This is a genomic window from Allofrancisella heilbronnii, from assembly GCF_000710735.2.
Taxonomy (GTDB): Bacteria; Pseudomonadota; Gammaproteobacteria; order Francisellales; family Francisellaceae; genus Francisella; species Francisella frigidaquae.
This window is the reverse complement of record NZ_CP144673.1, coordinates 1,216,427-1,239,474: the sequence shown is the minus strand read 5'-3', so window position 1 is coordinate 1,239,474 and position 23,048 is coordinate 1,216,427. Positions and strand designations below refer to the sequence as shown.

Genomic DNA, 23,048 nt, shown 5'->3' with positions numbered 1-23,048 from the left:
AGTTTGTTGTATGAATATAGTTTTAGGCTTTGTTCTGATTAATTTTAATAGTTCTCAGTATACTAGAAATGCTATAGTTTCTATAAATAATATTGAGGAAATTAATAATTTTGAGGTTGTTGTTGTTGATAATTCTTCAGAAGAAAAAGATATCAAAGAGTTAAAGGTCCTTGATAAAGAGTATGATAATATCCATGTGATTTATAGCGAATCTAATGTTGGATATTTTAGAGGTCTAAACATTGGTATAAATTACTTAAAAAAATATGATTGTAATGTGTATGTTGTAGGGAATAATGATGTTATTTTTGATAAAAATTTTTATAAGCAAATCTGCCTTAAAAATGAATTACTAAAAAAATATCCAGTAATATCTCCTAATATTATAACTGTGGATGGTGTTAATCAAAACCCCCATGTTATATCTAAAATAAGTAAATTTAGAGAGTTTATTTATGATGTTTATCATATGAATTATTTTTTTTCCAAGCTAATCTTAGAGGTTGCTAAATTAACAAAAAAATTCTCAGATAGAAAAGATGAATTAGAGCATGATGTGGCTCAAGAGATATATCAAGGCTATGGCGCTATGTATATATTAACTCCAAAATTTTTTGAGAATTTTTCTGAACTATATGCTCCAACCTTTCTTATGTATGAGGAGTATTTTTTAAGTAAACAGCTTGCTGAGAAAGGCTTTAAGGTTTTTTATGAGCCGTCTATTAAATTAACCCATATCATGCATGCTACTACAAATAATTTACCTTCTAGATTAAGATGGAAATTATCTAAAGAATCTCATAAAGAATATAGAAAATATGTCAAAATTTTAAATATTAAAAGGAATAGTAAATATGAAAAATAAAGTCTGTAGCAATTGTGTAATGGATACGACAGATACTAGAATAACTTTTGATAAAAATGGAGTATGTGATCATTGCTTAGATTTTCAGACTAACGTTAAGCCTAATTGGCATACAGATGAAAGGGGACATCGAGAGTTAGAATCAATAATAATGAAAATTAAGGAAGATGGTGAAGGTAAAGAGTTTGATTCAATTATTGGTATGAGCGGAGGAGCAGATAGCTCATACTTGCTTCATGTAGCTGTAAAAAAATATGGATTAAGACCTCTGGTTTTTCATGTTGATGGTGGGTGGAATTCAGAATTAGCAGTTAACAATATAAATGTCATGATTGATAAATTGGGATTAGATTTATATACAGAAGTGATTAATTGGGAGGAAATGAAAGATTTTCAGCTGACTTATTTCAAGTCAGGTCTCCCTAATTTAGATGTCCCTCAGGATCATGCTTTTGTAGCTACACTCTATAATTTTGCCTATAAACATGGCATTAAATATATACTCAATGGAGGAAACATCTCAACAGAGTGTGTGAGAAATCCATTAGATTGGCTATATTATGGTACAGATATGAGGCAGATAAGAGATTTGAGAAAAAGATTTTCTTCTAACCCAATGAAAACTTACCCTTTCAGTAATGTATTGAGGCATAAGATTTATTTAAGATATATTAGGGGAATTCAGGTTATTAAGCCTCTTAATTATTTTCCATATATTAAGGAAGATGCTATGAATCTGTTAAGTAGAGAGTATGGGTGGAAACCTTATCCTCAAAAGCATTTTGAATCTAGATTTACGAGGTTTTATGAAGGCTATTGGCTACCTAAGAGGTTTGGCTTTGATACTAGGAAAGTTCAATTTTCGAGTTTAATTCTCACTGGACAAATGACTAGGGAAGATGCAATACTTAAATTAAAAGAGCCAGCTATACAAGAGTCTGAAGCAAAAAAAGATTTTGAATATGTCGCAAACAAATTAGATATAACTGTAGAAGAGTTACAAACCTATATGAATCTACCACTTAAGTCTCACAATGATTATAAAAATATGCAAGTTATTTTTAATTTAGGAGCAAGAATTATGAAGCGTTTAGGGTTAGAGAGGTCTATAAAAAGATGATAGGCATTCTAAATTATGGTGTTGGAAACGTTAGAGCTTTTGCAAATATATATAAATATTTCGATGTTCCTTTTAAAATTGTTGAATCTAAAGGACATTTTAATAATTTGTCTAAAATAATTTTACCCGGAGTCGGGTCGTTTGACCATGCTATGAAGTGTCTTAACGACTCGGGAATGAGGGATGAACTAGAAAAATGTGTTTTAGAAAAAGAAATTCCTATTTTAGGTATATGTGTGGGAATGCAAATGTTAGCAGACTCTAGTGAAGAGGGAAGTCTTTCTGGGTTAGGATTTATTCCTGGCACTGTAAGAAAGCTTACACAAGCTAATGACTTTAAGCTTATTTTACCACATATGGGATGGAATGAGTTGCATATTAAAACTTATCATCCTTTATTTAAAGATATCAAAGATATTTCTAGGTTTTATTATCTTCATTCTTACTATTTTGATCCCGTAGGTAATGAGAATATAATTGCTACTGCTAAGTATGGTATAGACTTTACTTGTGTGATTAGTAAAGATAATATTCACGGAATTCAGTGTCATCCTGAAAAAAGTCATATGAATGGAATGATATTCTTAAAAAATTTTGGAGATTTGTAGATGTTACATCCTAGAATTATACCTTGTCTGTTAATTCACAATTCTGGATTGGTTAAAACTGAAAAATTTAGATCTCCAAAATATGTTGGAGATCCTATAAATGCTGTGAGGATATTTAATGAAAAAGAGGTAGATGAATTGGTGATAGTTGATATAGATGCTACTGTCAAAAATAGAGAACCTAACTATGCTTTAATAGAAAAGTTGGCATCAGAGTGTCGGATGCCGCTATGCTACGGGGGAGGTATTAAAAGTGTAGAGCAGGCTATTAAAATATTTAATTTAGGGGTGGAAAAAATAGCTCTTAGTTCAGCAGCTTTAGATAACCCTAAATTAATATCCGAGATCGCAGGAGAGGTTGGTACACAAAGTGTGGTTGTTGTTCTTGATGTAAAGAAAAAAATATTTGGGGGATATGAGATATATACTCACAATGCAACTAAAAAACGTAAATTGAGTATTGATGATGCCTTAGAATTACTTTTGAGTAAAGGTGTTGGAGAGATTGTTATTAATTCAATAGATAATGATGGCTTATGTAAAGGCTATGATACTGATTTAATTGATAAAGTTAATAAGCAGATAAATATTCCCATGACTGCATTAGGAGGTTGTGGGTCTATAAATGATATTGAAGAATTGTTTGATAAGTTTGGTATTATTGGAGCAGCAGCAGGTAGCTATTTTGTCTTTAAGGGTAAATATAAAGCTGTATTAATTAGTTACCCATCTGTTGAAGATAAGCAAAAGATTATTCAAAAGAGAATTAAAAGTGATTAAAAATAAGAAACGTGTATTGTTAATTATATGTATCTTATTGTTTATGTTAACTATTGACTATATCTTTAGTTATATGAGTAATAGATCGATTAAGATTCCTAAAGTTATTAATAGTAGCATTGGTAAGCCTCTTGAATATGCATTTAAAGATAGAAAATTAAAACAGCAAATTATCAAACCTAAAAAGATTTTAATTTTAAAGAATGGAAATCTACTTTTTGATTTTGGTAAGGTACGTTACGGAACGTTGAAAATTATAAATCATTCTACTAATAATATTATTTTTAATATTAAAATGTTAGAAAGGTTCCATATAAACTATGATAACCAACTTTCTGTTGGCCATTATACAGTTACGCTTAATTTGAAAAATAAACAAACAAAAATTTTAGAACTTCCAAAACGGAATTTGCCAGAAAAATCGGAGTTACCTAATGGAATTACGGGAGTTATCCCTTATAGATATGTTATAGTTAAAAAAGGGAGTTTGAATTTAACAGAGTTTTCTCTAGAACAGGTCGCTATAAGTTATCCCTTTGATTCTTATAATACTAAGTTTATATCTTCTGATATGAGTTTGAATAAGGTTTTTGAGTTATGCAAGCATACTATTCTTGCCACATCATTTGCAAACCTGTTTGTTGATGGTAATAGAGAAAGGCTGCCTTATGAAGCAGATACGTATCTAACTACACTAAGCCAGTTTGCACTAAATGATGATTACAGTATTTCTGAAAGAACAGAACTTTATCTATTAAATAATCCAACATGGCCAATAGAGTGGTCGATGTTATCTATATCTATTGCTAAAGAAAATTATTTAAGGTCTAGAAATAAAAAGTATTTGAGATTTATATATCCTTTTCTAAGAGAAAGATTATTTTTGAAAAATATTTCTAAGAAAGGTTTGTTGAAAACAGATGAATTACAGTTAAAAAGCGTTAAATTAAAAACTATAGTTGATTGGCCTCCAAATGAGAGGCCTGATTATGCAACAAGTTATATATTTAATCTCCAAGATGAGTTAAAGTCTTTATTTTATAAGATTAAGCTTTATAATTACCAATTTTTAGGTTTTAAAAAAGCTGCCTGGATTGAAAAACAGAACCTACTAGCTGAATATGTTAAAAGGCATGAAGTAGCAGAAGATAATTTTGTGACTAATGCATTTTTGTTTGATGCTTTAAATAATATGAAATTTTTAGCTGATCAAATAGGTAAGCATAATGATGCAAATAAGTTTAGCTTGAAAGCATTGGTTTTAAAAAAAGCTTTAAATGATTATTTTTTTGATAAAGAGTCAGGTTTATATGAAGATGTATCATTTGATAAATCTCATGAATCTTTTCAAACTAATCTATTTGCTTTAGCTTTTGACATAGTGCCAGATAGTAGAAAAGAAAAGGTTTTAACTTATATAATAAGAAATAGATATAAAGCTAGTACATACACAAGCTTTTTTTTATTAAAGGTATTGTTTGAGAATAATTATGGTGCATTAGCTTTAGATTATTTAACATCCGATAAAACTTGGATGTATATGATTAATAATTATGGAGCAACAACAACTATGGAATCTTGGAATAATTATATTAAGCCTAATCTTGATTATAATCATCCATGGTCAGCAACACCTTTATATTTTATAATAAGATATATTGCAGGTATAAAAGATAATGGAGAAACGATACTTATAAAGCCTGTATTCACCCCTTTGAAGAGCTTTAATGTTTCTATGAAAACTAAGTTAGGGATGATTAGATATGAGTATAAATACATTAACAATAGTTATGAATTTAAAATTAAGAGTGGGGTGAATAAATCTATTAAATTTGAGTTTGATAATCCAAATGCTAGAATTGAAAAGATTAATTTTGATAAACAAGGCAAATGTCTTCAAAAAAATGAAGAAATTATATGTAATATTCCTTCTAAGAAAGATTTTTATTTAAAGGTTGTAGCTAAGAATGAGCAACTTTAGTTTTAGAAATCGTTAACGGAGAATATCGTATGAAATATCGTAAAGATATAGATGGATTAAGGGCATTGTCTATAATTTCGGTTATTTGCTTCCATTTAGATCTAGATAGGTCTGGGTTTCTTGGAGTTGATATATTTTTCGTAATATCAGGATATCTTATATCGTCTATCATTATAAAAGATTTGACTAACAATAATTTCTCACTCAAAAACTTTTATCTTAGAAGAATGAGAAGAATACTTCCAGCATTAATAGTTGTTTTAACTATTTCAACATTTTTTGCTTGGTTAATTTTATTACCTAACGATTTGCAGTTTTATTCAAAATCATTAGTAACTAGTATAATGTCGATATCAAATATACTTTTCTATAGAACACTTCATTTTGGATATTTTAATACGGATTCTAGCGTAATACCTCTGTTGCATACGTGGTCTTTAGGCATAGAAGAACAGTTTTATGTATTTTGGCCGATATTTTTTATCGTTTTTTGTAGGAGGGCGCCTTCTAGGAAGTTTTTATTCTTAATTACTATCATATTATTAATTTTATCAATGACATATTTTTTTTTGAAAAGCATGCCACAATATTATTATTCTCCATTTAGTAGAGCTTTTGAGCTATTGATAGGTTGTTGTTTAGCTGTCTTTATTAATAATAGAAATCAAACATCAGAGCAGTATCTACTAAATATTACTTCTATAGCTTCGCTATTATTAATGATCTTTTCTTTATTTATTGCTGATGTTACTTATCCCAGTATATGGTCCGTAAGTGCATGCTTAGGAGCTGCTTTGTTTATATATGCGGGATCATTTAGTAATTATACTCCTCTTGTAAATAGATTATTATCATCTAAAATTCTTGTTGGAATTGGAGTGATTTCATATTCACTATATTTATGGCATTGGCCTATTATTGCTTATGTAAACTATTTAAGCATTAATAAAACATATTTAGTATGTATAGAAATATTACTTATAAGTTTTATTCTTTCTATTTTGACTTATTACTTTATTGAGAGACCCTTTAGAAATCAGATAAGAAAATCTTTTATTAAAAATATTATACTTTTATTAATACTTCCTATTGTTATATCAATGTTTTTTATGTTCGGAAGTATTTCTATTAATGGTTTTGGGTTTAATAAAGCTCCTACAAATATGGTTTTAACTTATTATGGAGGCTCTATAAAGCCTTCATATAATTGTCATACAACAGCGGATCATAATGAAAATACTATCAATTATAGATGTTTTTTTGGAGATATAAATAAAAAACAAACAGATATTCTCGTTTTGGGAGATTCTCATGGAATGGCATATCATGGAATGATATCTGTTTGGTTAAAAAAACTAAAAATGAAAGGGTATATATATACAAAGTCATTAACAGATGATCCCAAGTACTATGGATATATTATTTACAATAAGGATTTTATAAAAACTATTTCTTTCTTTATTAATAAGCTACATCCTAAGGCTGTTATATTAGCAGGGATGTGGGATAGGGAAACATATAAAGTAAATAATTCACTTCAAACTATAGAAAGTGCCGTAAAATTTTTAATAAAAAGGAAAATTACTCCTATATTAATAGAGGACGTACCTTCATTAGGTAGTATAAAGCCTACTTGTGGGTTGTCTAGAGTGGAAAAGTTATTAGATATGAAAAACTGTACTATAAAAGAAAGGTATTTATCTAAAAATGTAAGAAGATTCTTCATGGATATAAAAAATAAATATCCTCAAGCTATAATTATTAATCCTGAGAAAGTTTTTTGTGACAAAGGGGTTTGTCCGACTCAAATTAATGGGACAAATCTATATTTTGATGAAGATCATTTAAGTTATTATGGATCAAAAATTATAGGGGAAGAATATTTAGAGAACTTTAAGAACCCTTTGTTAAAAATATAGTCTCTATAATATAAGTTCAAAAGTTTATAGTCGAGTATTTTTATAAAGCATAATATCCTTTTCTTAAGATGTAATGTGGTCAAATTATTGATTAAGGTCCTAGATGAGATATAATAGCTCTAGAAATTAGCATATTGTTTAATTGAGTGATAAGGGATAAGATTAAATATATGAAAGGAATAATATTAGCAGGCGGTAGTGGTACAAGACTGTATCCGATAACAAAGGGTGTAAGTAAGCAGTTAACACCTATATATGATAAACCTTTAATATATTATCCTTTATCAGTGCTCATGCTGGCAGGCTTAAAAGATATCCTAATAATTACTACAGCTGAAGATCAACATAGTTTTAAGAACCTTCTTGGAGATGGTTCTGATTTAGGAATTAATCTTGAATATGTTATACAACCTAGTCCAGATGGGCTTGCCCAAGCATTTATATTAGCGGAAGACTTTCTTGCTGGTGATTCAGCTTGTTTGGTTCTTGGTGATAATATTTTTTATGGTCATGGATTACCAGAAATGTTTGCTAATAGTATCCAGAATGTCGAGAAGGAGAATAGTGCTAGTATTTTCGGATACTATGTTGATGATCCTGAGAGATATGGTGTTGCAGATTTTGATACTGATGGTAATGTTGTAAGTATCGAAGAAAAACCAAAAAAACCAAAATCAAACTATGCTATTGTAGGGTTATACTTCTACCCTAGTGATGTTGTTGAAAAGGCTAAACAGGTTAAACCATCAGAAAGAGGCGAACTTGAAATTTCAACGTTAAACCAAATTTACTTAGATGAAACACGTTTAAAAGTTAAAACAATGGGCAGAGGATATGCATGGTTAGATACAGGCACCCATGAAAGTATGTTAGCAGCAAGCAACTTTATCCAGACTATAGAAGAGAGACAAGGGCTAAAGGTCGCTTGCTTAGAAGAGATTGCTTATGAAATGGGTTATATTTCGAGAAAGAAGCTTCTTGAGCTAGCAAAACCACTCAAGAAAAACCAATATGGCCAATATCTTATAAAGAGAGCAAAAGAGAGTGCTATACCAAGATGAAATTTACTAGAGCAAAGATAGAAGATGTCGTAATCTGTGAACCAACAGTTCATGGTGATGAGCGTGGCTACTTCATTGAGACGTTTCGAGAGGATAAACTATTTGACTTTTTAGGCTATAAAATTAGCTTTTGCCAAGATAATGAATCAAAAAGCTCTTATGGTGTTATTAGAGGATTACATTATCAACTGCCGCCATACGCACAGACTAAGCTTGTTAGAGTGATTCAAGGTAGAGTGCTAGATGTAGCTGTAGATATTCGCAAAGATAGCCCTACATTCGGCCAACACATAGCTATAGAGCTGAGTGCTGAAAATAAAAAACAATTATTGGTTCCAAGAGGCTTTGCTCATGGTTTTGTAGTATTAGAAGATAATACAATTTTTGCATATAAAGTAGATAATTACTATTCTCCAAAGTGTGATAGAGGTATCGCTTTTGATGATAAAGACATAGCTATAGATTGGCAGATATCAGTAGATAAATTAAAACTCTCACAAAAAGATAAGATACAACCAAAGCTTAGTGAAACTATTGATTTATTTGAATTTGGGGTCGATTATTATAACGATGAATTCTTAAATACTAAGTTATAAATTTAAAATTACTTAAAATAAAGATATATGAATGTATTAGTAACAGGTGGAAACGGCCAATTAGGATCTGAGTTGAGAGAGTTGGTTTGTAATTTAAAATTAGAAATTCAAAATTATACATTTGTTTTTACAAATAGTAAGTTGTTGAATATTACAGATCATCAAGCCGTTAAGGATTTTATTATTCATAATAGTATTGATGTAATTATTAATTGTGCAGCATATACAGCTGTTGATAAAGCAGAATCAGACATCGAAATGGCTAATAAGATAAATCATTTGGCTGTTGCAAATATGGCTATGATAGCTAAAGAATTTAATATTAGTTTGATACATATATCTACGGACTATGTTTTTGATGGTAAAAACTATAAACCGTATCTTGAAACGGATAATATTAATCCACAAAGTGTTTATGGAATTACTAAGTCCGCAGGAGAAAAAGCTATACAAGAAATAAATCCTAAAAATTCTATAATTATTAGAACATCCTGGGTTTATTCATACTATGGTAATAATTTTGTGAAAACAATGTTAAATCTTGGACAGGATCGAGATTCACTAGGTGTAATATTTGATCAAGTAGGTTCGCCAACTTATGCTAAGGATTTGGCTGAGGTTATATTGGTAATATTACCAGACATTAAGAATCAAAATGTACAAATATATAATTATTCAAATGAAGGAGCGCTTAGTTGGTATGATTTTGCTAGAGAGATTATGGATATGGCAAACATAAGTTGTCAAGTAAATCCAATTGAGACAAAGGCTTATCCAACACTTGCAAAACGACCACACTATAGCTTACTCAATAAGAGTAAAATTAAAGAAGATTTTGATATAGTAATACCATACTGGAAAGATTCTTTAAAAGACTGTATAAAGAGATTACAAGAGGATTTATGAGAAAATGTTTAAATTAAAGAATATCTTAGTAACCGGTGCTGCAGGTTTTATTGGTAGTAATTATGTACGTATGATGCTTTCAAGATATGATGATGTAAAGATAGTATCTTACGATAAGCTTACCTATGCTGGTAGCTTAGACAATCTTAATAATCTAAAAAATGGGCAAAATCATACTTTTGTAAAAGGTGATATTTGTGATGAAAACTTAGTTTATGAAACTTTAAAAAAGCACAATATTGATACAATAGTACATTTTGCGGCCGAGTCGCATGTTGATAATTCTATCACTAATCCAAAAGTGTTTTTAGAAACGAATATACTAGGTACTTTTAACCTTTTAAATCAAGCTAAAAAGTATTGGCTAGATGAGAAAAACTTAGATGAGAAAAGTTGTCGTTTTCACCATGTGTCAACTGATGAAGTCTATGGAACTTTGTCAAAAGAAGATCCAGCATTTGTCGAAACAAAAGCTTATGAACCAAATTCACCATATTCGGCATCTAAGGCAGGATCTGATCATATTGCTAGAGCGTATCATCATACATACAAGCTGCCAGTGATAATTTCAAATTGTTCAAACAACTATGGTCCATATCAACATCGAGAAAAATTAATTCCTGTAGTGATAAATAGTTGCATCAACCAGAAGCCTATACCTGTGTATGGAGATGGTTCGAATATTCGTGATTGGCTGTATGTAGAAGATCATTGTGATGCTATCCAAACGATAGTTGAGAAAGGGGTGGTTGGTGAGGTTTATAATATAGGTGGTATAAATGAAGTTGATAATCTAACTTTGGTAAAGACTATTTGTAAATTAATGGATGAATACAAGCCTGAGAATGCCCCACACTCTAAATTAATCACATTTGTTGAAGATAGAAAGGGTCATGATTGGCGCTATGCTATAGATAACAGTAAGATCCAAAAAGAATTAGGTTGGAAACCTTCGCAAGATTTTGAAAAAATGTTTAAACAGACTATAGAGTTTTATCTAAATTGAAAATTTTATGTTTATTAAATAGTACCTCTCTTCATAGTTTCAAAAAAACTCCTCGTTTGTTAGTAAGCCTTTTAGTTCTTCAATTACCTCATTTTTTCTATGAAAAACCCTCTAATTTGATTATTCTGCTTCTATAAATTATAATAACAGTTATTATCATAACCTGTATTATTATAATGAAATTCTATAATCGAGAAAGTGAACTAGCCATTTTATCAAAAGCAGACATGCTTAAGTCTAAGCAATCTGTAATGACTATGCTTATTGGTAGGCGTAGGATAGGCAAGACTACACTAGCGTTACATAACTATACAAAAGATAAAATTTTATATTTATTTGTATCAAAGAAGGCCGAGGTTTTATTATGCCAAGACTTTTGTGAAGAAATAACCAATAAACTTGATGTTAGAATTTTTGGAAATTTATCTGCATTTGAGGATATATTTGCATACCTACTTGAGTTAGGTAAGACACAATCTTTTACAATTATTATAGATGAATTTCAGGAGTTCCTTAGGATTAATCCTAGTATATATTCGAGTATGCAGAAGCTTTGGGATTTGAATAAAAATACTTCAAAAATTCACTTGATAACATGTGGCTCGATATATCATTTAATGAAAAAAATATATGAAGATAGCGGTGAGCCCCTGTTTGGCCGGTGTGATTTTAAGATAGAAATAAAACCATTTAAGCCAAGTGTTTTAAAAGAAATATTGCAAGATAACCAGAGTTACACTACCAATAATATGCTTGATTTTTATTCTTTAACAGGTGGTGTTGCTAAATATATAGAGCTTTTTATATTAAACGATAGTTTTGATTTGCAATCGATGGTAGATGTCATTGTGGAGCCAAATTCAATATTTTTAAATGAAGGAAAAAATCGATTAATAGAAGAGTTCGGAAAAGATTATGGTACTTATTTTTCAATACTTAGCTTAATAGCGGAATCTAAAACCTCTCGTCCTGAGATAGAGTCTATTTTACAAAGTAATATTTCTGGTCATTTACATCGCTTAGAGCACGATTATTCTATCATTAGAACTATAAAACCTATTAATGCAAAGCCAAATTCAAAAGTACAAAAATATGAGATTATTGATATATTTTTAGCCTTTTGGTTTAGGTTTATATTTAAATACCAGTCCTTAGTTGAAGCTGAAAACTTTTTAAAATTAAAAGAGATAATTTATAGGGATATATCGATATTTAAAGGAAAAGTTTTAGAAAGACTGTTTGTTGAGATATTTAAAGACACTCAAATTTACACAAAAATAGGTTCATACTGGGAAAGAGGCAATAAAAATGAGATAGATATAGTTGCTATAGATGATATTGATAAAAAAATATTAATATGCGAAGTTAAGCTTAATGAAAATAAATTAGCTCTTAACAAGTTAATATTAAAGTCTCAGAAATTAGTTAATCAGTATAATGATTATAAGATAGATTATAAATTGTTATCCTTAGCTGATATTGATAAGATGCTTAAATAGTACTCCTCTTTATAGTTTCAAAAAAATCTTTTTTTGTTATCGTGCCTTTCATTTTTTCAGTTAAAAATTCCATAGCTTGTACATCTTCCATATCGCTAAAAAACTTCAATTTTTTAGGCATTTTTATGTGTGTTTTGTTATTAAAAATTCTCTTTAATAATTTCCTTTATAGCTGAATCAATCAATTTTATGTTTGTGTTACTAACACCTACCATTTGTGCAAATTCAGACCATTTAGCAACAGCTGCTTTTACCTCACTAATTATACATAAAGCAACGTTTTTTTTAATATTACTTATTTTTGCAAGTTCTAGAAGATGAGAAATACCAGGGTTTTTTCCTTCCCCCATAATCATAGAGCAATGTTCACCACTAGGACCTGATGAAAATGTAAGATCATAAGATGGTGACATACGCCATGAGCCATCTTTAGCCATTAAAAATGAAAAATTCTTAGCATGATCATCACGGTTATGACTCAGAATATTAAATACACATTGCCTATACTGTTTTTCGCAACAATTCATATTACGGGTAAGATACATGGTTGCTTTCATAATCATTTGATAGTCTAGGCTCGGAATTCTATGATCAGCATGTAAGAGTCCACTTATTGTATGCATATGAATTCTTTCACAATCATTTCTATCAAAGCGTTTACTACCAAAGAATCCTAATCCTTGAGTAGAGGGAAAAAGCTTAGCATTTGGTACTTCAAGACCAGCATCTTGTGCCATGAGATGGTAGGCATATTCTATAGCGCCAATATCTTTTGGATCAGTACTAGATGGGAATTTAATAAGCCAGTGTTCACCCTTAATGTCAATAAGTATTTTAGGTCTAGCACCAGCAGATGAACCGCCAAGCTTTAGCAAATCTTCTACATAGCTATCATCATCATGTTTCTGGAATTCAGAGATCTCTTGAGCGATTTCGTCTAAAGAAGCATGAGATAATAAAGGAGCATTTTCTGTTTCAGGTTCATAAGTAAGAGCTCCCATACCATGTGAACCTACAAAACAAAGCCTATCTAATAAAGACAAAGAACCCGGATTAATATCATGTTTAACAAGAGCACGATCAAGCAATAAACGTCCCCAACCATCTGGTAGGCTATCATTAAAAACACCAAACATACCATCAAAAGTAAAGTCTTCTGATGGTATTATTCCTGCTTTAAGTTGTAACTTAAAAGGTGATAAATTAAGCCCTGTTTTGAGGAAATTAACGTCATATTCAAAGAATAATTTGTGGGATTTAACTGCTAAGCGCCCAACAAGGATTTTTTCATCCTGAGGTTTATAATAAACGTAAACAATTTTTGTAGGCGTAAATTTCATTTTCTACCTCTTTTTCTGGTGCTTTCTTCTACCAGTAATTCATCTAAAGAGGTAGGGATCTCTTCAGCGTTCTTTACAAAGAGCTGTTCAAATTTCTCAAATTCATCTAAAACAATAGCAATTTTTAAAAGTGATTCAAGTGATATTTGTCCAGTTCGTTCAAATTTTTTCAATGTACCATAGCTTACTCCAGATACTTTAGATAAGGTTTGCTGACTAAGATTGAGGCTCAAACGTCTAGCTTGTGCTCGTTTTGCGATATCTTTTGCCATTTCATAGGGTGACTTAAGTAGTACAGACACAATAATAGCCTAAAAACCAATTTTACCTACATAAGGTATATTATAATATCTATTATACAGATAATCAAGTGTTTGAGAGTGTAAATTAAAAGATAGATAGAGCCATTTTTTCAATTAGCCCTAACTTATACCAATTCCAACCCATATTATTACTTTCTAACTTTGTATTTCATACCTAATTAATCCTTTAATATTTGCCAATAGCCACTGCTATTGCCTGCACATCAAAAACTTAAATTAGTCATAAACTCCTTTGGGATAAATGCAACAATTTATGTTGGAATTGGTATTACATCCAGTAGAGCAGGCTGCTAAATTGCATAGTGAATTTGTAAAAATATATCCTTTTATTGATGTTGATGGAAGAACTTCAAGACTTTTAAGATTTTGTATTTACAAAAGTACTTTATTGTAAGAATCTATTGACACACTCCAAAATATACTCCATAATATATTTAAAATAAAGCTTTAGATATTTTTGTGGGTATGCCTAGTATTAGTGAATTTTATGGAATTATAATATATATGTATTGGAATGAACATAACCCACCACATTTCCATGCCATTTATCAAGATAGAGAAGTAGTAGTTAATATAAAAACATTAGAAATCATGGAAGGGATTTTACCACGAAGAGGATTAAACCTTGTTTTAGATTGGGCAGAGATACATCAAGAAGAACTTCTTAAGAATTGGAATTTATGTGAAAATATGGAACACCCTAATAGAATTGAACCTTTGATATGGGAGTTATTATGTATTGGGATATAAAGAATGTAAATTATAAAAAACATTTAAAATTAGAGATTGAGTTTGCTGATGGTTTAAAAGGCGAATTATGTTTTAATGAAGAAAATTTAAAAGGGGTGTTCGAGCCTCTTAAAAAGACTGATGAGTTTAGAAAGTTTTTTATTGGTAATGGAAAAACCATTGTTTGGGATTGCGGTGTTGATGTAGCTCCAGATAGACTACACAATGACATAAAGAATAAAGGGTATTGTATTTTATGATTAATCCACTTACAGGAAAGCGTAATGGCAATAGTAGGATATGCTAGAGTATCTAGTGTAGGACAGTCACTAGAATTGCAAATTGAGAAACTAAAAGCTTATGGATGTACAAAGATTTATACAGAGAAAAAGTCTGCTATGGATCAAAAGCGGCCTGAGCTCCTTAAGTGCTTAGATTGTGTTAGAGATAGTGATGATACTCTTGTAGTAACAAAACTCGACAGAATCGCTCGTAGCTCTCTTCATTTGGGCAAAATAGTTGAACAGTTGCAAAAAAAGGAAGTAAATTTTGTAGTTATAGATCAACAAATAGACACAACTACTAGTTATGGTAGGTTAACATTCCAAATACTATCATCAGTAGCAGAGTTTGAAAATGAGATACGCAGAGAGAGACAAAAAGAGGGTATACTCAAAGCAAAAAAGAGTGGTAAAAGACTAGGTAGAAAAATGTCTATATCACCTGAAACCATAAAAGAGGTTAAAGATGATATAACATCTAGTTTAACTGTTGCTAATATTATGAAGAAACATCAAATAAGTAATGGAACATTCTATCGTATTAAAAATGGTCAATATGATTCTTTATTAGAATTACATAATCAAAAGGTATCTTAGATTTAGTACCCTTTATAATTTCAAAAACCTTTATAAGCTCTCCTCTCTTCATAGTTTCATCAAAGCTAATAGCAGGGAAGACGGTGCTAGCCAAACTTATTATCAAAGTGGAGGTTTATGTTATAATTAAGTATCAACAGAAAGATGCAGTGTGCTTATATGCAAAAAATAGCAAAAGTAAATACAAACTATTACCAGCTAAAGAAAGATTTATTCAATAAGTTAAAAGGTATGGGATTATTCTGGAGCTATGATAAAGAATGTGATTATGTGAATTTTCCAGAAGCTTTAATTATAGAGCATGCATTAAAATATGCTGAGTATAACGATGTTATTAGCTTGTTTAACCTGTATGAATATTCTTTTATTTTGACTGTTTGGGAAAAAAGTGTTAAGTCTGATTTGAGATTTATAAAGATAAATTTGATGCTAGCACGTGTATTTTTCGGAATGAATGTTGATACAGATTATTTTAGGAATCTAAAAAATGAAAGAGCTGAAAAACTTAGATTGCTTGCTTCCTAAAACGAGGCAATTATTATTAAGGTTAATTGATACGTGTGATTTTCTAAAGAACTATGTGTTCGTTGGGGGAAGTGCTTTGGCTTTGCATATTTGTCATAGGAAAAGTGAGGATCTTGATTTCTTTACATATGGAGATATTAATCTTTCTATCGCATCAACTGATCTATAGTTAGATAGTGTATACTAAAGAAAATTAGCAGTAATGGTATAAAAATAAAAGAGTAAATGTTACTGTTCTGTGGATGGTAAGGTAAGTTATGAGTAAATACAATTTTGATAAAATAGATCAGCTTAAATTTAAACTTGATAGCTTTAGGCCACTATCTGAAGAGATAGTTACTAATATACATGATAATTTAATTGTAGACTGGACATACCATTCCAACGCGATTGAAGGTAATACTCTTACGGTTAATGAAACCAAAGTAGTGTTGGAAGGTATAACTGTAGGTGGTAAATCACTTAGGGAACATTTTGAGGCTATTAATCATAAAGAAGCTATTCTTTTTTTAGAGGATATTGTAAAAGCTCATCAAGAATTGTCTGAAAAGATGATTAAAGATATTCATTTCTTGATACTTAAAAATATTGATAATACCAATGCTGGTAAATATAGAAACATAAATGTAAAAATAAGTGGCGCTGAGCATATTCCACCTAGCTATATACATTTAAACGAGTTAATGTTTGACCTTATTAAAAACTATAAATCTTGGAATAACTTGCATCCAGTAGAGCAGGCTGCTAAATTGCATAGTGAGTTTGTAAAAATACATCCTTTTATTGACGGTAACGGTAGAACCTCGAGACTTCTAATGAATTTGGTGCTTATGCAATATGGCTACCCACCAGCAATATTACCAATATCTAAAAGACTTAGGTATTATAACGCTCTAGATAAAGCTCATGTACAGAATGATTACACTGACTTTATAGGACTAATTGTAGAAATAGCAGAAGAATCATTTGAACCGTACTGGTTTGCTTTAGGAGTATAGAGTTTTATAACCGTTTGTAAATAATTTTTATTATATTACACAGCAGATTTTTAGGCTATTTTTTCAATAATTTAGATGCGTTTATTCTGACTAAGTTTTATATATTATTGACAGTTTCCTGAAATGATTGTACAATGTTGAGTACAAAGTATTTTAAAGGTATTAATTATGAAAACAGCTACATATTCTTTCTTTAGAGAAAAATTATCCAGTATGCTAGATTTTGTTAATGAAAATCATGAGCCACTTATAATAACCAGAAAAAATGGTTCAAATGCAGTTTTAATTTCTTTAGATGATTTTAACTCATACGAGGAAACTTCGTACTTAATGCGTAGTCCTAAGAATGCTGAGAGATTAAGAAAATCTATAAGCTCTTTAGAAGATGGTAAAATCAAAGAACGTGAGCTGTTAGAATGAAACTCTTATTTACAGATGAAGCATGGGAAGAGTATTTATATTGGCAAAGTTATGACAAAAAAATAATAAAAAAAATAAATAGTTTAATTAAGGAAGTAAAAAGAAGCCCTTTTGAAGGCACGGGCAATCCTGAACCATTAAAATATGATTTATCAGGATTTTGGTCAAGAAGAATAGATAGAGAACATAGGTTAGTCTATAAAATCGATAATTATACTCTTTTTATTGTTCAGTGTAGATACCATTATTGAAATCTCTAAAACTTTGGGAGAATTTATTTTGAGAATGCTTTTAGAACATTGAAACATGATAAACTGAAAATCTTCCAAAAAGTATACAATAAAAGTTACTTGAAATTTATTTAGCTATGAATCAAATATAAATGATAAATCTTAATGACTTAGTACCGAGAAATCATATTTATCGTAAATTTGTATCGATTGGAATTTTAAAAATGTTGCTAAGAAATTAGATTTCAACACCCCCATTGAATATGGTAGAATAAGAGCTGACTTAGAAGAAATCAGGTGGAATGCTTGGGGCAAATGATTTATTTATTGCGGCCCATGCTAAATCTTTGAACATACCATTAGCAACTAATAACATTAAAGAATTTGAAAGAGTTGAGGATTTAATGTTATTAAATTGGATATAAGCCTCTCTTTTGTTTCTTATAGTGTTTTATATCTAAATAGCTTCACTAATAGTCATAACGCTGTGAAACTTTACAGATGCAAAATATTCATAAAATTAAACTAAAAATAATTATAACTCTTGTATTTTTATTTAATCTTATGTATAAATAATTTAAAACTAATAAATGTGTTGGCGGTGTTTAATGAGTTTTCACCCACATGAGAATAATAATGATATAACTATAGATCATTATGAAAATAAAATATTAACAAACTTGCCAGATAAAGATGCGAGTGTGCTTTGTGAGTTGGTGTATGAGAGTATGATGCTGGAGAATATTGTTAATAATAGAGCAGGGAAAGAAAAAACTATTTCGAATCTTATTTATAACCTAGATAAAAAAACTTTAAATAAAATTTCTACGACTTTTTTATCTTCAGATGTAAAAGATGCTTTAGAACAATACCCTCATCATTACTATCCAGTATTAGCAAAATATAAGTTAGTAGCTACAAGTTTAGATTTTGTATCAAGGAGCCAATCAAGTTTTTTTGGTACAGCACCAAGTTATTATGCAATTGTAGTGGCGAATGTTAATGATAAAGAGAATAAAGGTATTTATGTTATTAATAGAGGTACTGACAAAGCCTGGGATTATTGGTCAGATTTAAAAATGGGTCACGGTAAATTAATACCAAGTCCTGAAATCATCCCGCATATGATAGCAGGTATAAAATTTACAGAGGAGATATTAGCTAAATACCAAGTAAGAAGTATCGGTTTTAGCGGTCATAGTTTAGGTGGCTCAATAGCGCAAATCCAAAGCATAAGATTTTTTGATTATAAAAAAGGCTTAAGCTTAGCACCTACTAAGTGTTTTGAGCCTTTTGGGACTAAGTCAGAGGTTGATCCAAGTTTTGGCTTTAGGTTTAAAAATAAATATTATTATTCTGATATTAACTTATGGAAGGGTTTTCGTTCTCAAGTATGTAATGTGGGTATAGAGTGGAAATGTAATAGTTGGCAAGAACTAAGTGACAGATTAATCCATAAGTATCAAAGAAATGCTAAATTTATAGCAAACAATATTAAGAATTTTATAAGGCAAGGCGATATAATAGCTGAGTTGTCAGCACAAATAGGTGATTCAATAAAGTTAACAACAAACATTAATAATAATTACTATAACTATATACCACAGCAAACAAGTGGATTAATAGCTGTACCACAGTTTTTATTTGAGTTGTTAAGAAGGTTAACTATACATAAGATAAGTTGGTATAGGTATAATGCATATGCTGAGAACGGTGACTTAATTCCTAATCAGATCGATAAGAAAAATGTAAAAATATTTAAGTTTTCAGCAAATTATAAAGATATACAAAGTTTTAGAGAGGCATTTAAGGATGATAACTAAGATTTCAAAAAAGTTTTTTATTTTAACTTTGTTATTAAGTATTATGTTGCTCACATCATGTGCTAAATCATTATGGCTAGGTAATAAGCTTAGTGATAAAGCAACAAAACAGCAACAAGAACAAGTTATGCAAGAAGTTATGCAACTCCTTAAACAAGAATATAATCAGCCATTTAAATTATTAAATTATAAGTATGAATATAAAAAACATTATGATTTGGGTGGTAATTGTCACTATTGTGATGTTGTGAAATATGGTACATATTATTTCAAAATACAAGCTCTAGATAATCCAATTATAGTTATGAATTTTAGAATCGATGATATTAATAAATCATCAACCAATGAATTGATAGAGAATTTTAAAAAAGATCAATTAAAGTACTTGTACTGTATAGCGTTAGCTAAACACTACATAAATGAAAAAAAACTTTTAACTGATAAGCTGACTAATATTGAAGTGACTACAAATAACTACTGTGATTTAAGAAATCAAAAGGAAGTATATGATAACGCTTGGACAAGATTATGACTATAAATGCCTTAGTATTGGTTTTACCACCGATCTAATTCCAGCTTGTAACAGTCCCACTTTGCGTAGAATGATATTGATAAAAAGTATTGATATGCGAAGTTAAGCGTAATGAAAGTAAATTAGCTCTCGATAAGTTAACTGAGGGTAGAGAAAGATAAATATAATCACCAAGGGCTACTGATATAAACTCAAACTCTAGTACAGCTCCAAATATCAAAATTAGGTGTGTCTTAGCTACTAAATTAGTATTGAGTGATTATAGCTACAAATATTATAAAGCCAACCCAATGGTTATCTGAAAAAGCTTTGATGCAGTTGGATATTCCTAACTTTTTATAAATAAAATAATTTCTAATAAAGAAAAATCCACAAATAATGATCCCTATATAGAATATGCTATTAAAATCACAGTAAATTCCTAGTATTATCAAAAAAGCTAAAGCTAAAAAGTTAAATGCAAAGATATGTCTAAAAACATTTTTGCCAAAAGTCACAGCTGAAGAATTAATACCTATTTTTAAGTCATACTCTCTATCAGCTAAAGCATAGATAGTATCGTAGGCAACAGTCCAAAATATCGTGGCGAGATAAAATATCCAAGCTTCAAAAGGTAGTTTATCTTGTATTGCTGAAAATGCCATTAATATACCAAAATTAAACGCCAGTCCCAGTACTAGCTGAGGTATAGCAAAAAATCTTTTACAGAATGGGTATAACGTAGCTAAAAATAAAGCTACAAAAGATAATAAGATCGTAAAAATATTCAAAAATAACACACAAATAAAAGCAATGATTGCAAGAGATATACATAAATAAATAGCATTCTTAACTGATAAAATACCACTAGTTAATGGTCTAGTACTAGTGCGAGCAACATGCTTATCAAAATCAATATCAGCTATATCGTTTATGATACAGCCAACAGTGCGCATAATTAATACACCTAAAGAAAAAATTATAAATAGTTTTAAACTTGGTAAGCCATGACTAGCTAAAACTAAAGCAGTAAGTGTTGGCCATAAGATTAATAATATTGGGATAGGTCTGTGAAGACGCATTAGTAAAGCATAAGCTCTTAGTTTGTTGTTATTTAACATTTGTAAGCTCCGGTAGAAATAAAAAGTATTCTGTTATTAGGATTTTTAAATGTTTTGAAGGTATATAGCTGAAAATGGAGCTACGAGAGTATATGTTTTGATTTGAGATTAAACCTGTCTCATTTTTAAATACGTGTGTTGGTAACTCTCTAATAATAAATTGGCTTCTATTGAATTTTTTTTTATATAGTAGAGCATTACCGATTGGTTTGTCACCTAAATTATCTAATTCTTGAGTAAAGAAATCATACGTTGATTTAGGAATAATGGTTCTTGCAAAGACTATAGTCAGGTTATCTTTAGATAGTGTTATTTGCCTTACTAAAGCACTATCTACTTTTAAAAGGTCTTTTTCAAAACTACTTGTGTTCAAAATTTGTTGAGATATTTTATCTAGACGTATTTTTCCATAAAATTGGGTTAAACCAGCTACTAAATTGTTGACATCATTAAGCCAATAGAGTTTAGAGTTGCTTAATTTGTCAACATCCACATGAAAGTCCATATATCTAAATCCCTTAAATCTTTAAAGGTTTTTATTTTATTTTTGATTTGTATAATTATACACTTATAAAGGTGTGAAATTAATCAAAAGGATTTAAAATGCGTCCAAGTGGCAGAAATAATGACCAGTTGAGAAATATCAAAGTTACTCATAATTTTATAAAACATGCTGAAGGGTCAGTACTTATTGAGTTTGGTGACACGAAAGTGCTTTGTACTGCATCAGTAATAGAGGGTGTGCCAAGATTTAAAAAAGACTCAAAAGAAGGGTGGTTAACTGCTGAATATGGTATGTTACCACGTTCTACTCATACAAGGATGGATCGAGAAGCAGCTAGAGGAAAACAATCAGGCAGGACTCAAGAGATCCAGCGTTTGATAGGTAGAGCTTTACGAGCAAGTGTTGATTTAGCGGCTATTGGTGAGTATACAATCAAAGTCGATTGTGATGTGATTCAGGCTGATGGTGGCACACGTACTGCGTCGATAACAGGGGCATCACTAGCTATAAAAGATGCTATTAATCATATGAAAGAAAAAGGGTTAATAGCTGAAGATGCCAAACCTTTAAACTCTCAAGTTGCTGCAGTCTCGGTAGGCATCTATAATAATCAGCCAGTACTTGATCTTGATTATGATGAAGATTCAAACGCTGAGACAGATATGAATGTCGTTTTAAATTCTAATGGTGGTATGATTGAAATACAAGGCACAGCTGAAGGCAAACACTTCTCTGAAGAGGAATTTGCTAAAATGCTTGCTTTAGCTAAAAAAGGTATCCAAGAGATTTTTGATACAGTGTTTTAGTTAAAATAAAAACCATTATATAAATATCGCAAACCTTGAGTTACTAAGTATAAATAGATTTGATTATCGCTCTTAGAAGTAATTATAAACTACTTATATGTGAATTAATTTTAGTCAGTAGCTCAAAATCTTTAGTTTTTAGTTCAAATAAAAAGTCTTGTAAGGGTTCACTTTTTGCAAAAAGTAATCTCTGCTCAATTTGTTTTATTTGCTCATCTAGCTTTTGTCTTTCTTGATAAAGATTAGATAATTCTTTGTTAGCATTCATCAAGAAATTTGAGATATTATTCTCTTTTTTATTTTGGAGTTTGCTTTTTAAGCTACTACTGATATTAGACGTTCTATTGGTAGTAAGCGTCTTTCGATCTAATGATAATTTTTTACGTGGCTGTTGTTCTGACATTTATCTCTCTTTTAGGCTTAATAATAGTCTTTCGAAATTTTTACAAGAATTAGAGTGATAACTCTAACTTTAATCGATTATAGTATATTCGTTTG

General features: G+C 30.1%; 29 protein-coding genes. 24 read left to right on the top strand and 5 right to left on the bottom strand.

Translation table 11 applies throughout. The annotated features are described in order from the left end of the window. The first annotated feature begins 10 nt into the window (after window positions 1-10). The 11 genes from FRA_RS05795 to FRA_RS05745 all read left to right on the top strand — a co-directional run bounded on the left by FRA_RS05795 (window position 11) and on the right by FRA_RS05745 (window position 12,341). Complete coding sequence (locus FRA_RS05795; protein WP_035719814.1) at window positions 11-865, top strand: glycosyltransferase; 855 nt, start codon at window positions 11-13, stop codon at window positions 863-865. Next, window positions 855-1,985, top strand: coding sequence for an N-acetyl sugar amidotransferase (locus FRA_RS05790; protein WP_035719812.1), 1,131 nt, complete (start codon window positions 855-857; stop codon window positions 1,983-1,985). The genes FRA_RS05795 and FRA_RS05790 overlap by 11 nt, the downstream gene beginning before the upstream one ends. Next, a complete protein-coding gene (gene hisH, locus FRA_RS05785; protein ID WP_035719809.1) occupies window positions 1,982-2,593 on the top strand; it encodes an imidazole glycerol phosphate synthase subunit HisH in 612 nt (203 codons plus the stop codon). Before FRA_RS05790 ends, hisH begins: the two co-directional genes overlap by 4 nt. Beyond that, complete coding sequence (locus FRA_RS05780; RefSeq protein ID WP_035719807.1) at window positions 2,594-3,373, top strand: AglZ/HisF2 family acetamidino modification protein; 780 nt, start codon at window positions 2,594-2,596, stop codon at window positions 3,371-3,373. A 73-nt stretch (window positions 3,374-3,446) separates the two neighbouring features. Next, window positions 3,447-5,354, top strand: a complete 1,908-nt coding sequence (locus FRA_RS05775) for an alpha-L-rhamnosidase-related protein (RefSeq protein WP_464110825.1) — start codon at window positions 3,447-3,449, stop codon at window positions 5,352-5,354. A gap of 29 nt (window positions 5,355-5,383) precedes the next feature. Continuing rightward, complete coding sequence (locus FRA_RS05770; protein WP_035719804.1) at window positions 5,384-7,273, top strand: acyltransferase family protein; 1,890 nt, start codon at window positions 5,384-5,386, stop codon at window positions 7,271-7,273. 170 nt (window positions 7,274-7,443) lie between these two features. Continuing rightward, on the top strand, window positions 7,444-8,334 hold the full coding sequence (gene rfbA, locus FRA_RS05765; protein WP_035719802.1) for a glucose-1-phosphate thymidylyltransferase RfbA: 891 nt from the start codon (window positions 7,444-7,446) through the stop codon (window positions 8,332-8,334). Continuing rightward, complete coding sequence (gene rfbC / locus FRA_RS05760) at window positions 8,331-8,930, top strand: dTDP-4-dehydrorhamnose 3,5-epimerase (protein ID WP_035719800.1); 600 nt, start codon at window positions 8,331-8,333, stop codon at window positions 8,928-8,930. Before rfbA ends, rfbC begins: the two co-directional genes overlap by 4 nt. 27 nt (window positions 8,931-8,957) lie before the next feature. Then, a complete protein-coding gene (gene rfbD / locus FRA_RS05755) occupies window positions 8,958-9,836 on the top strand; it encodes a dTDP-4-dehydrorhamnose reductase (RefSeq protein WP_035719799.1) in 879 nt (292 codons plus the stop codon). A gap of 4 nt (window positions 9,837-9,840) precedes the next feature. Beyond that, window positions 9,841-10,842: a dTDP-glucose 4,6-dehydratase gene (gene rfbB, locus FRA_RS05750; RefSeq protein WP_035719798.1), complete on the top strand. Its 1,002-nt coding sequence runs from the start codon at window positions 9,841-9,843 to the stop codon at window positions 10,840-10,842. A 176-nt stretch (window positions 10,843-11,018) separates the two neighbouring features. Then, the gene (locus FRA_RS05745) at window positions 11,019-12,341 is read left to right on the top strand and encodes an ATP-binding protein (RefSeq protein WP_035719796.1); all 1,323 of its coding nucleotides are present in this window, start codon (window positions 11,019-11,021) and stop codon (window positions 12,339-12,341) included. A 140-nt stretch (window positions 12,342-12,481) separates the two neighbouring features. On the opposite strand, the gene FRA_RS05740 is transcribed toward FRA_RS05745, so the two are convergent. Both FRA_RS05740 and FRA_RS05735 read right to left on the bottom strand, forming a co-directional pair. After that, window positions 12,482-13,681, bottom strand: a complete 1,200-nt coding sequence (locus tag FRA_RS05740; RefSeq protein WP_035719794.1) for a type II toxin-antitoxin system HipA family toxin — start codon at window positions 13,679-13,681, stop codon at window positions 12,482-12,484. Further along, window positions 13,678-13,953 carry a helix-turn-helix domain-containing protein gene (locus tag FRA_RS05735; protein WP_051686770.1) on the bottom strand — a complete coding sequence of 92 codons (276 nt, stop codon included), beginning with the start codon at window positions 13,951-13,953 and terminating at the stop codon, window positions 13,678-13,680. Before FRA_RS05735 ends, FRA_RS05740 begins: the two co-directional genes overlap by 4 nt. 292 nt (window positions 13,954-14,245) lie before the next feature. Between FRA_RS05735 and FRA_RS05730 the strand changes: the two genes are divergently transcribed. The 12 genes from FRA_RS05730 (at window position 14,246) to FRA_RS05675 (ending at window position 20,139) form a co-directional block, all read left to right on the top strand. Then, window positions 14,246-14,398, top strand: a complete 153-nt coding sequence (locus FRA_RS05730; RefSeq protein ID WP_155960878.1) for a Fic family protein — start codon at window positions 14,246-14,248, stop codon at window positions 14,396-14,398. Between the two features lie 71 nt (window positions 14,399-14,469). Then, window positions 14,470-14,754 carry a DUF4160 domain-containing protein gene (locus FRA_RS05725; RefSeq protein ID WP_035719790.1) on the top strand — a complete coding sequence of 95 codons (285 nt, stop codon included), beginning with the start codon at window positions 14,470-14,472 and terminating at the stop codon, window positions 14,752-14,754. Continuing rightward, window positions 14,739-14,993, top strand: a complete 255-nt coding sequence (locus tag FRA_RS05720) for a DUF2442 domain-containing protein (protein ID WP_035719788.1) — start codon at window positions 14,739-14,741, stop codon at window positions 14,991-14,993. The genes FRA_RS05725 and FRA_RS05720 overlap by 16 nt, the downstream gene beginning before the upstream one ends. Before the next feature lie 24 nt (window positions 14,994-15,017). Next, on the top strand, window positions 15,018-15,611 hold the full coding sequence (locus FRA_RS05715; protein WP_051686763.1) for a recombinase family protein: 594 nt from the start codon (window positions 15,018-15,020) through the stop codon (window positions 15,609-15,611). Window positions 15,612-15,770: 159 nt separating this feature from the next. Next, entirely contained in the window at window positions 15,771-16,136 is a 366-nt protein-coding gene (locus FRA_RS05710) for a hypothetical protein (protein WP_155960877.1), read from the top strand. Continuing rightward, window positions 16,099-16,305 (top strand): nucleotidyl transferase AbiEii/AbiGii toxin family protein, encoded by a 207-nt coding sequence (locus tag FRA_RS05705; RefSeq protein WP_155960876.1) that lies wholly within the window; start codon window positions 16,099-16,101, stop codon window positions 16,303-16,305. The genes FRA_RS05710 and FRA_RS05705 overlap by 38 nt, the downstream gene beginning before the upstream one ends. 88 nt (window positions 16,306-16,393) lie before the next feature. After that, window positions 16,394-17,134: a Fic family protein gene (locus FRA_RS05700; protein WP_035719785.1), complete on the top strand. Its 741-nt coding sequence runs from the start codon at window positions 16,394-16,396 to the stop codon at window positions 17,132-17,134. A 168-nt stretch (window positions 17,135-17,302) separates the two neighbouring features. Beyond that, window positions 17,303-17,554, top strand: coding sequence for a type II toxin-antitoxin system Phd/YefM family antitoxin (locus tag FRA_RS05695; protein ID WP_035719783.1), 252 nt, complete (start codon window positions 17,303-17,305; stop codon window positions 17,552-17,554). Further along, complete coding sequence (locus FRA_RS05690) at window positions 17,551-17,805, top strand: Txe/YoeB family addiction module toxin (protein ID WP_035719781.1); 255 nt, start codon at window positions 17,551-17,553, stop codon at window positions 17,803-17,805. The genes FRA_RS05695 and FRA_RS05690 overlap by 4 nt, the downstream gene beginning before the upstream one ends. A 281-nt stretch (window positions 17,806-18,086) precedes the next feature. Further along, entirely contained in the window at window positions 18,087-18,209 is a 123-nt protein-coding gene (locus tag FRA_RS05685; RefSeq protein WP_162173590.1) for a PIN domain-containing protein, read from the top strand. 183 nt (window positions 18,210-18,392) lie between these two features. Beyond that, the gene (locus tag FRA_RS05680; protein ID WP_035719779.1) at window positions 18,393-19,607 is read left to right on the top strand and encodes an alpha/beta hydrolase family protein; all 1,215 of its coding nucleotides are present in this window, start codon (window positions 18,393-18,395) and stop codon (window positions 19,605-19,607) included. Next, a complete protein-coding gene (locus FRA_RS05675) occupies window positions 19,597-20,139 on the top strand; it encodes a hypothetical protein (protein WP_035719777.1) in 543 nt (180 codons plus the stop codon). Before FRA_RS05680 ends, FRA_RS05675 begins: the two co-directional genes overlap by 11 nt. Before the next feature lie 245 nt (window positions 20,140-20,384). Here FRA_RS05675 and ubiA read toward each other — a convergent pair whose 3' ends face one another. Together ubiA and FRA_RS05665 are read right to left on the bottom strand one after the other, a co-directional pair. Then, window positions 20,385-21,239, bottom strand: coding sequence for a 4-hydroxybenzoate octaprenyltransferase (gene ubiA, locus FRA_RS05670; protein ID WP_035719775.1), 855 nt, complete (start codon window positions 21,237-21,239; stop codon window positions 20,385-20,387). Further along, window positions 21,229-21,744 carry a chorismate--pyruvate lyase family protein gene (locus FRA_RS05665; RefSeq protein ID WP_035719773.1) on the bottom strand — a complete coding sequence of 172 codons (516 nt, stop codon included), beginning with the start codon at window positions 21,742-21,744 and terminating at the stop codon, window positions 21,229-21,231. The genes ubiA and FRA_RS05665 overlap by 11 nt, the downstream gene beginning before the upstream one ends. Before the next feature lie 98 nt (window positions 21,745-21,842). Here FRA_RS05665 and rph point away from each other — a divergent pair, with 98 nt between their 5' ends. Continuing rightward, complete coding sequence (gene rph, locus FRA_RS05660; RefSeq protein ID WP_035719772.1) at window positions 21,843-22,550, top strand: ribonuclease PH; 708 nt, start codon at window positions 21,843-21,845, stop codon at window positions 22,548-22,550. Between the two features lie 82 nt (window positions 22,551-22,632). Here the strand turns inward: rph and FRA_RS05655 are convergent, their stop codons facing one another. Then, window positions 22,633-22,953, bottom strand: coding sequence for a hypothetical protein (locus FRA_RS05655; protein WP_035719771.1), 321 nt, complete (start codon window positions 22,951-22,953; stop codon window positions 22,633-22,635). Window positions 22,954-23,048: the final 95 nt, after the last annotated feature.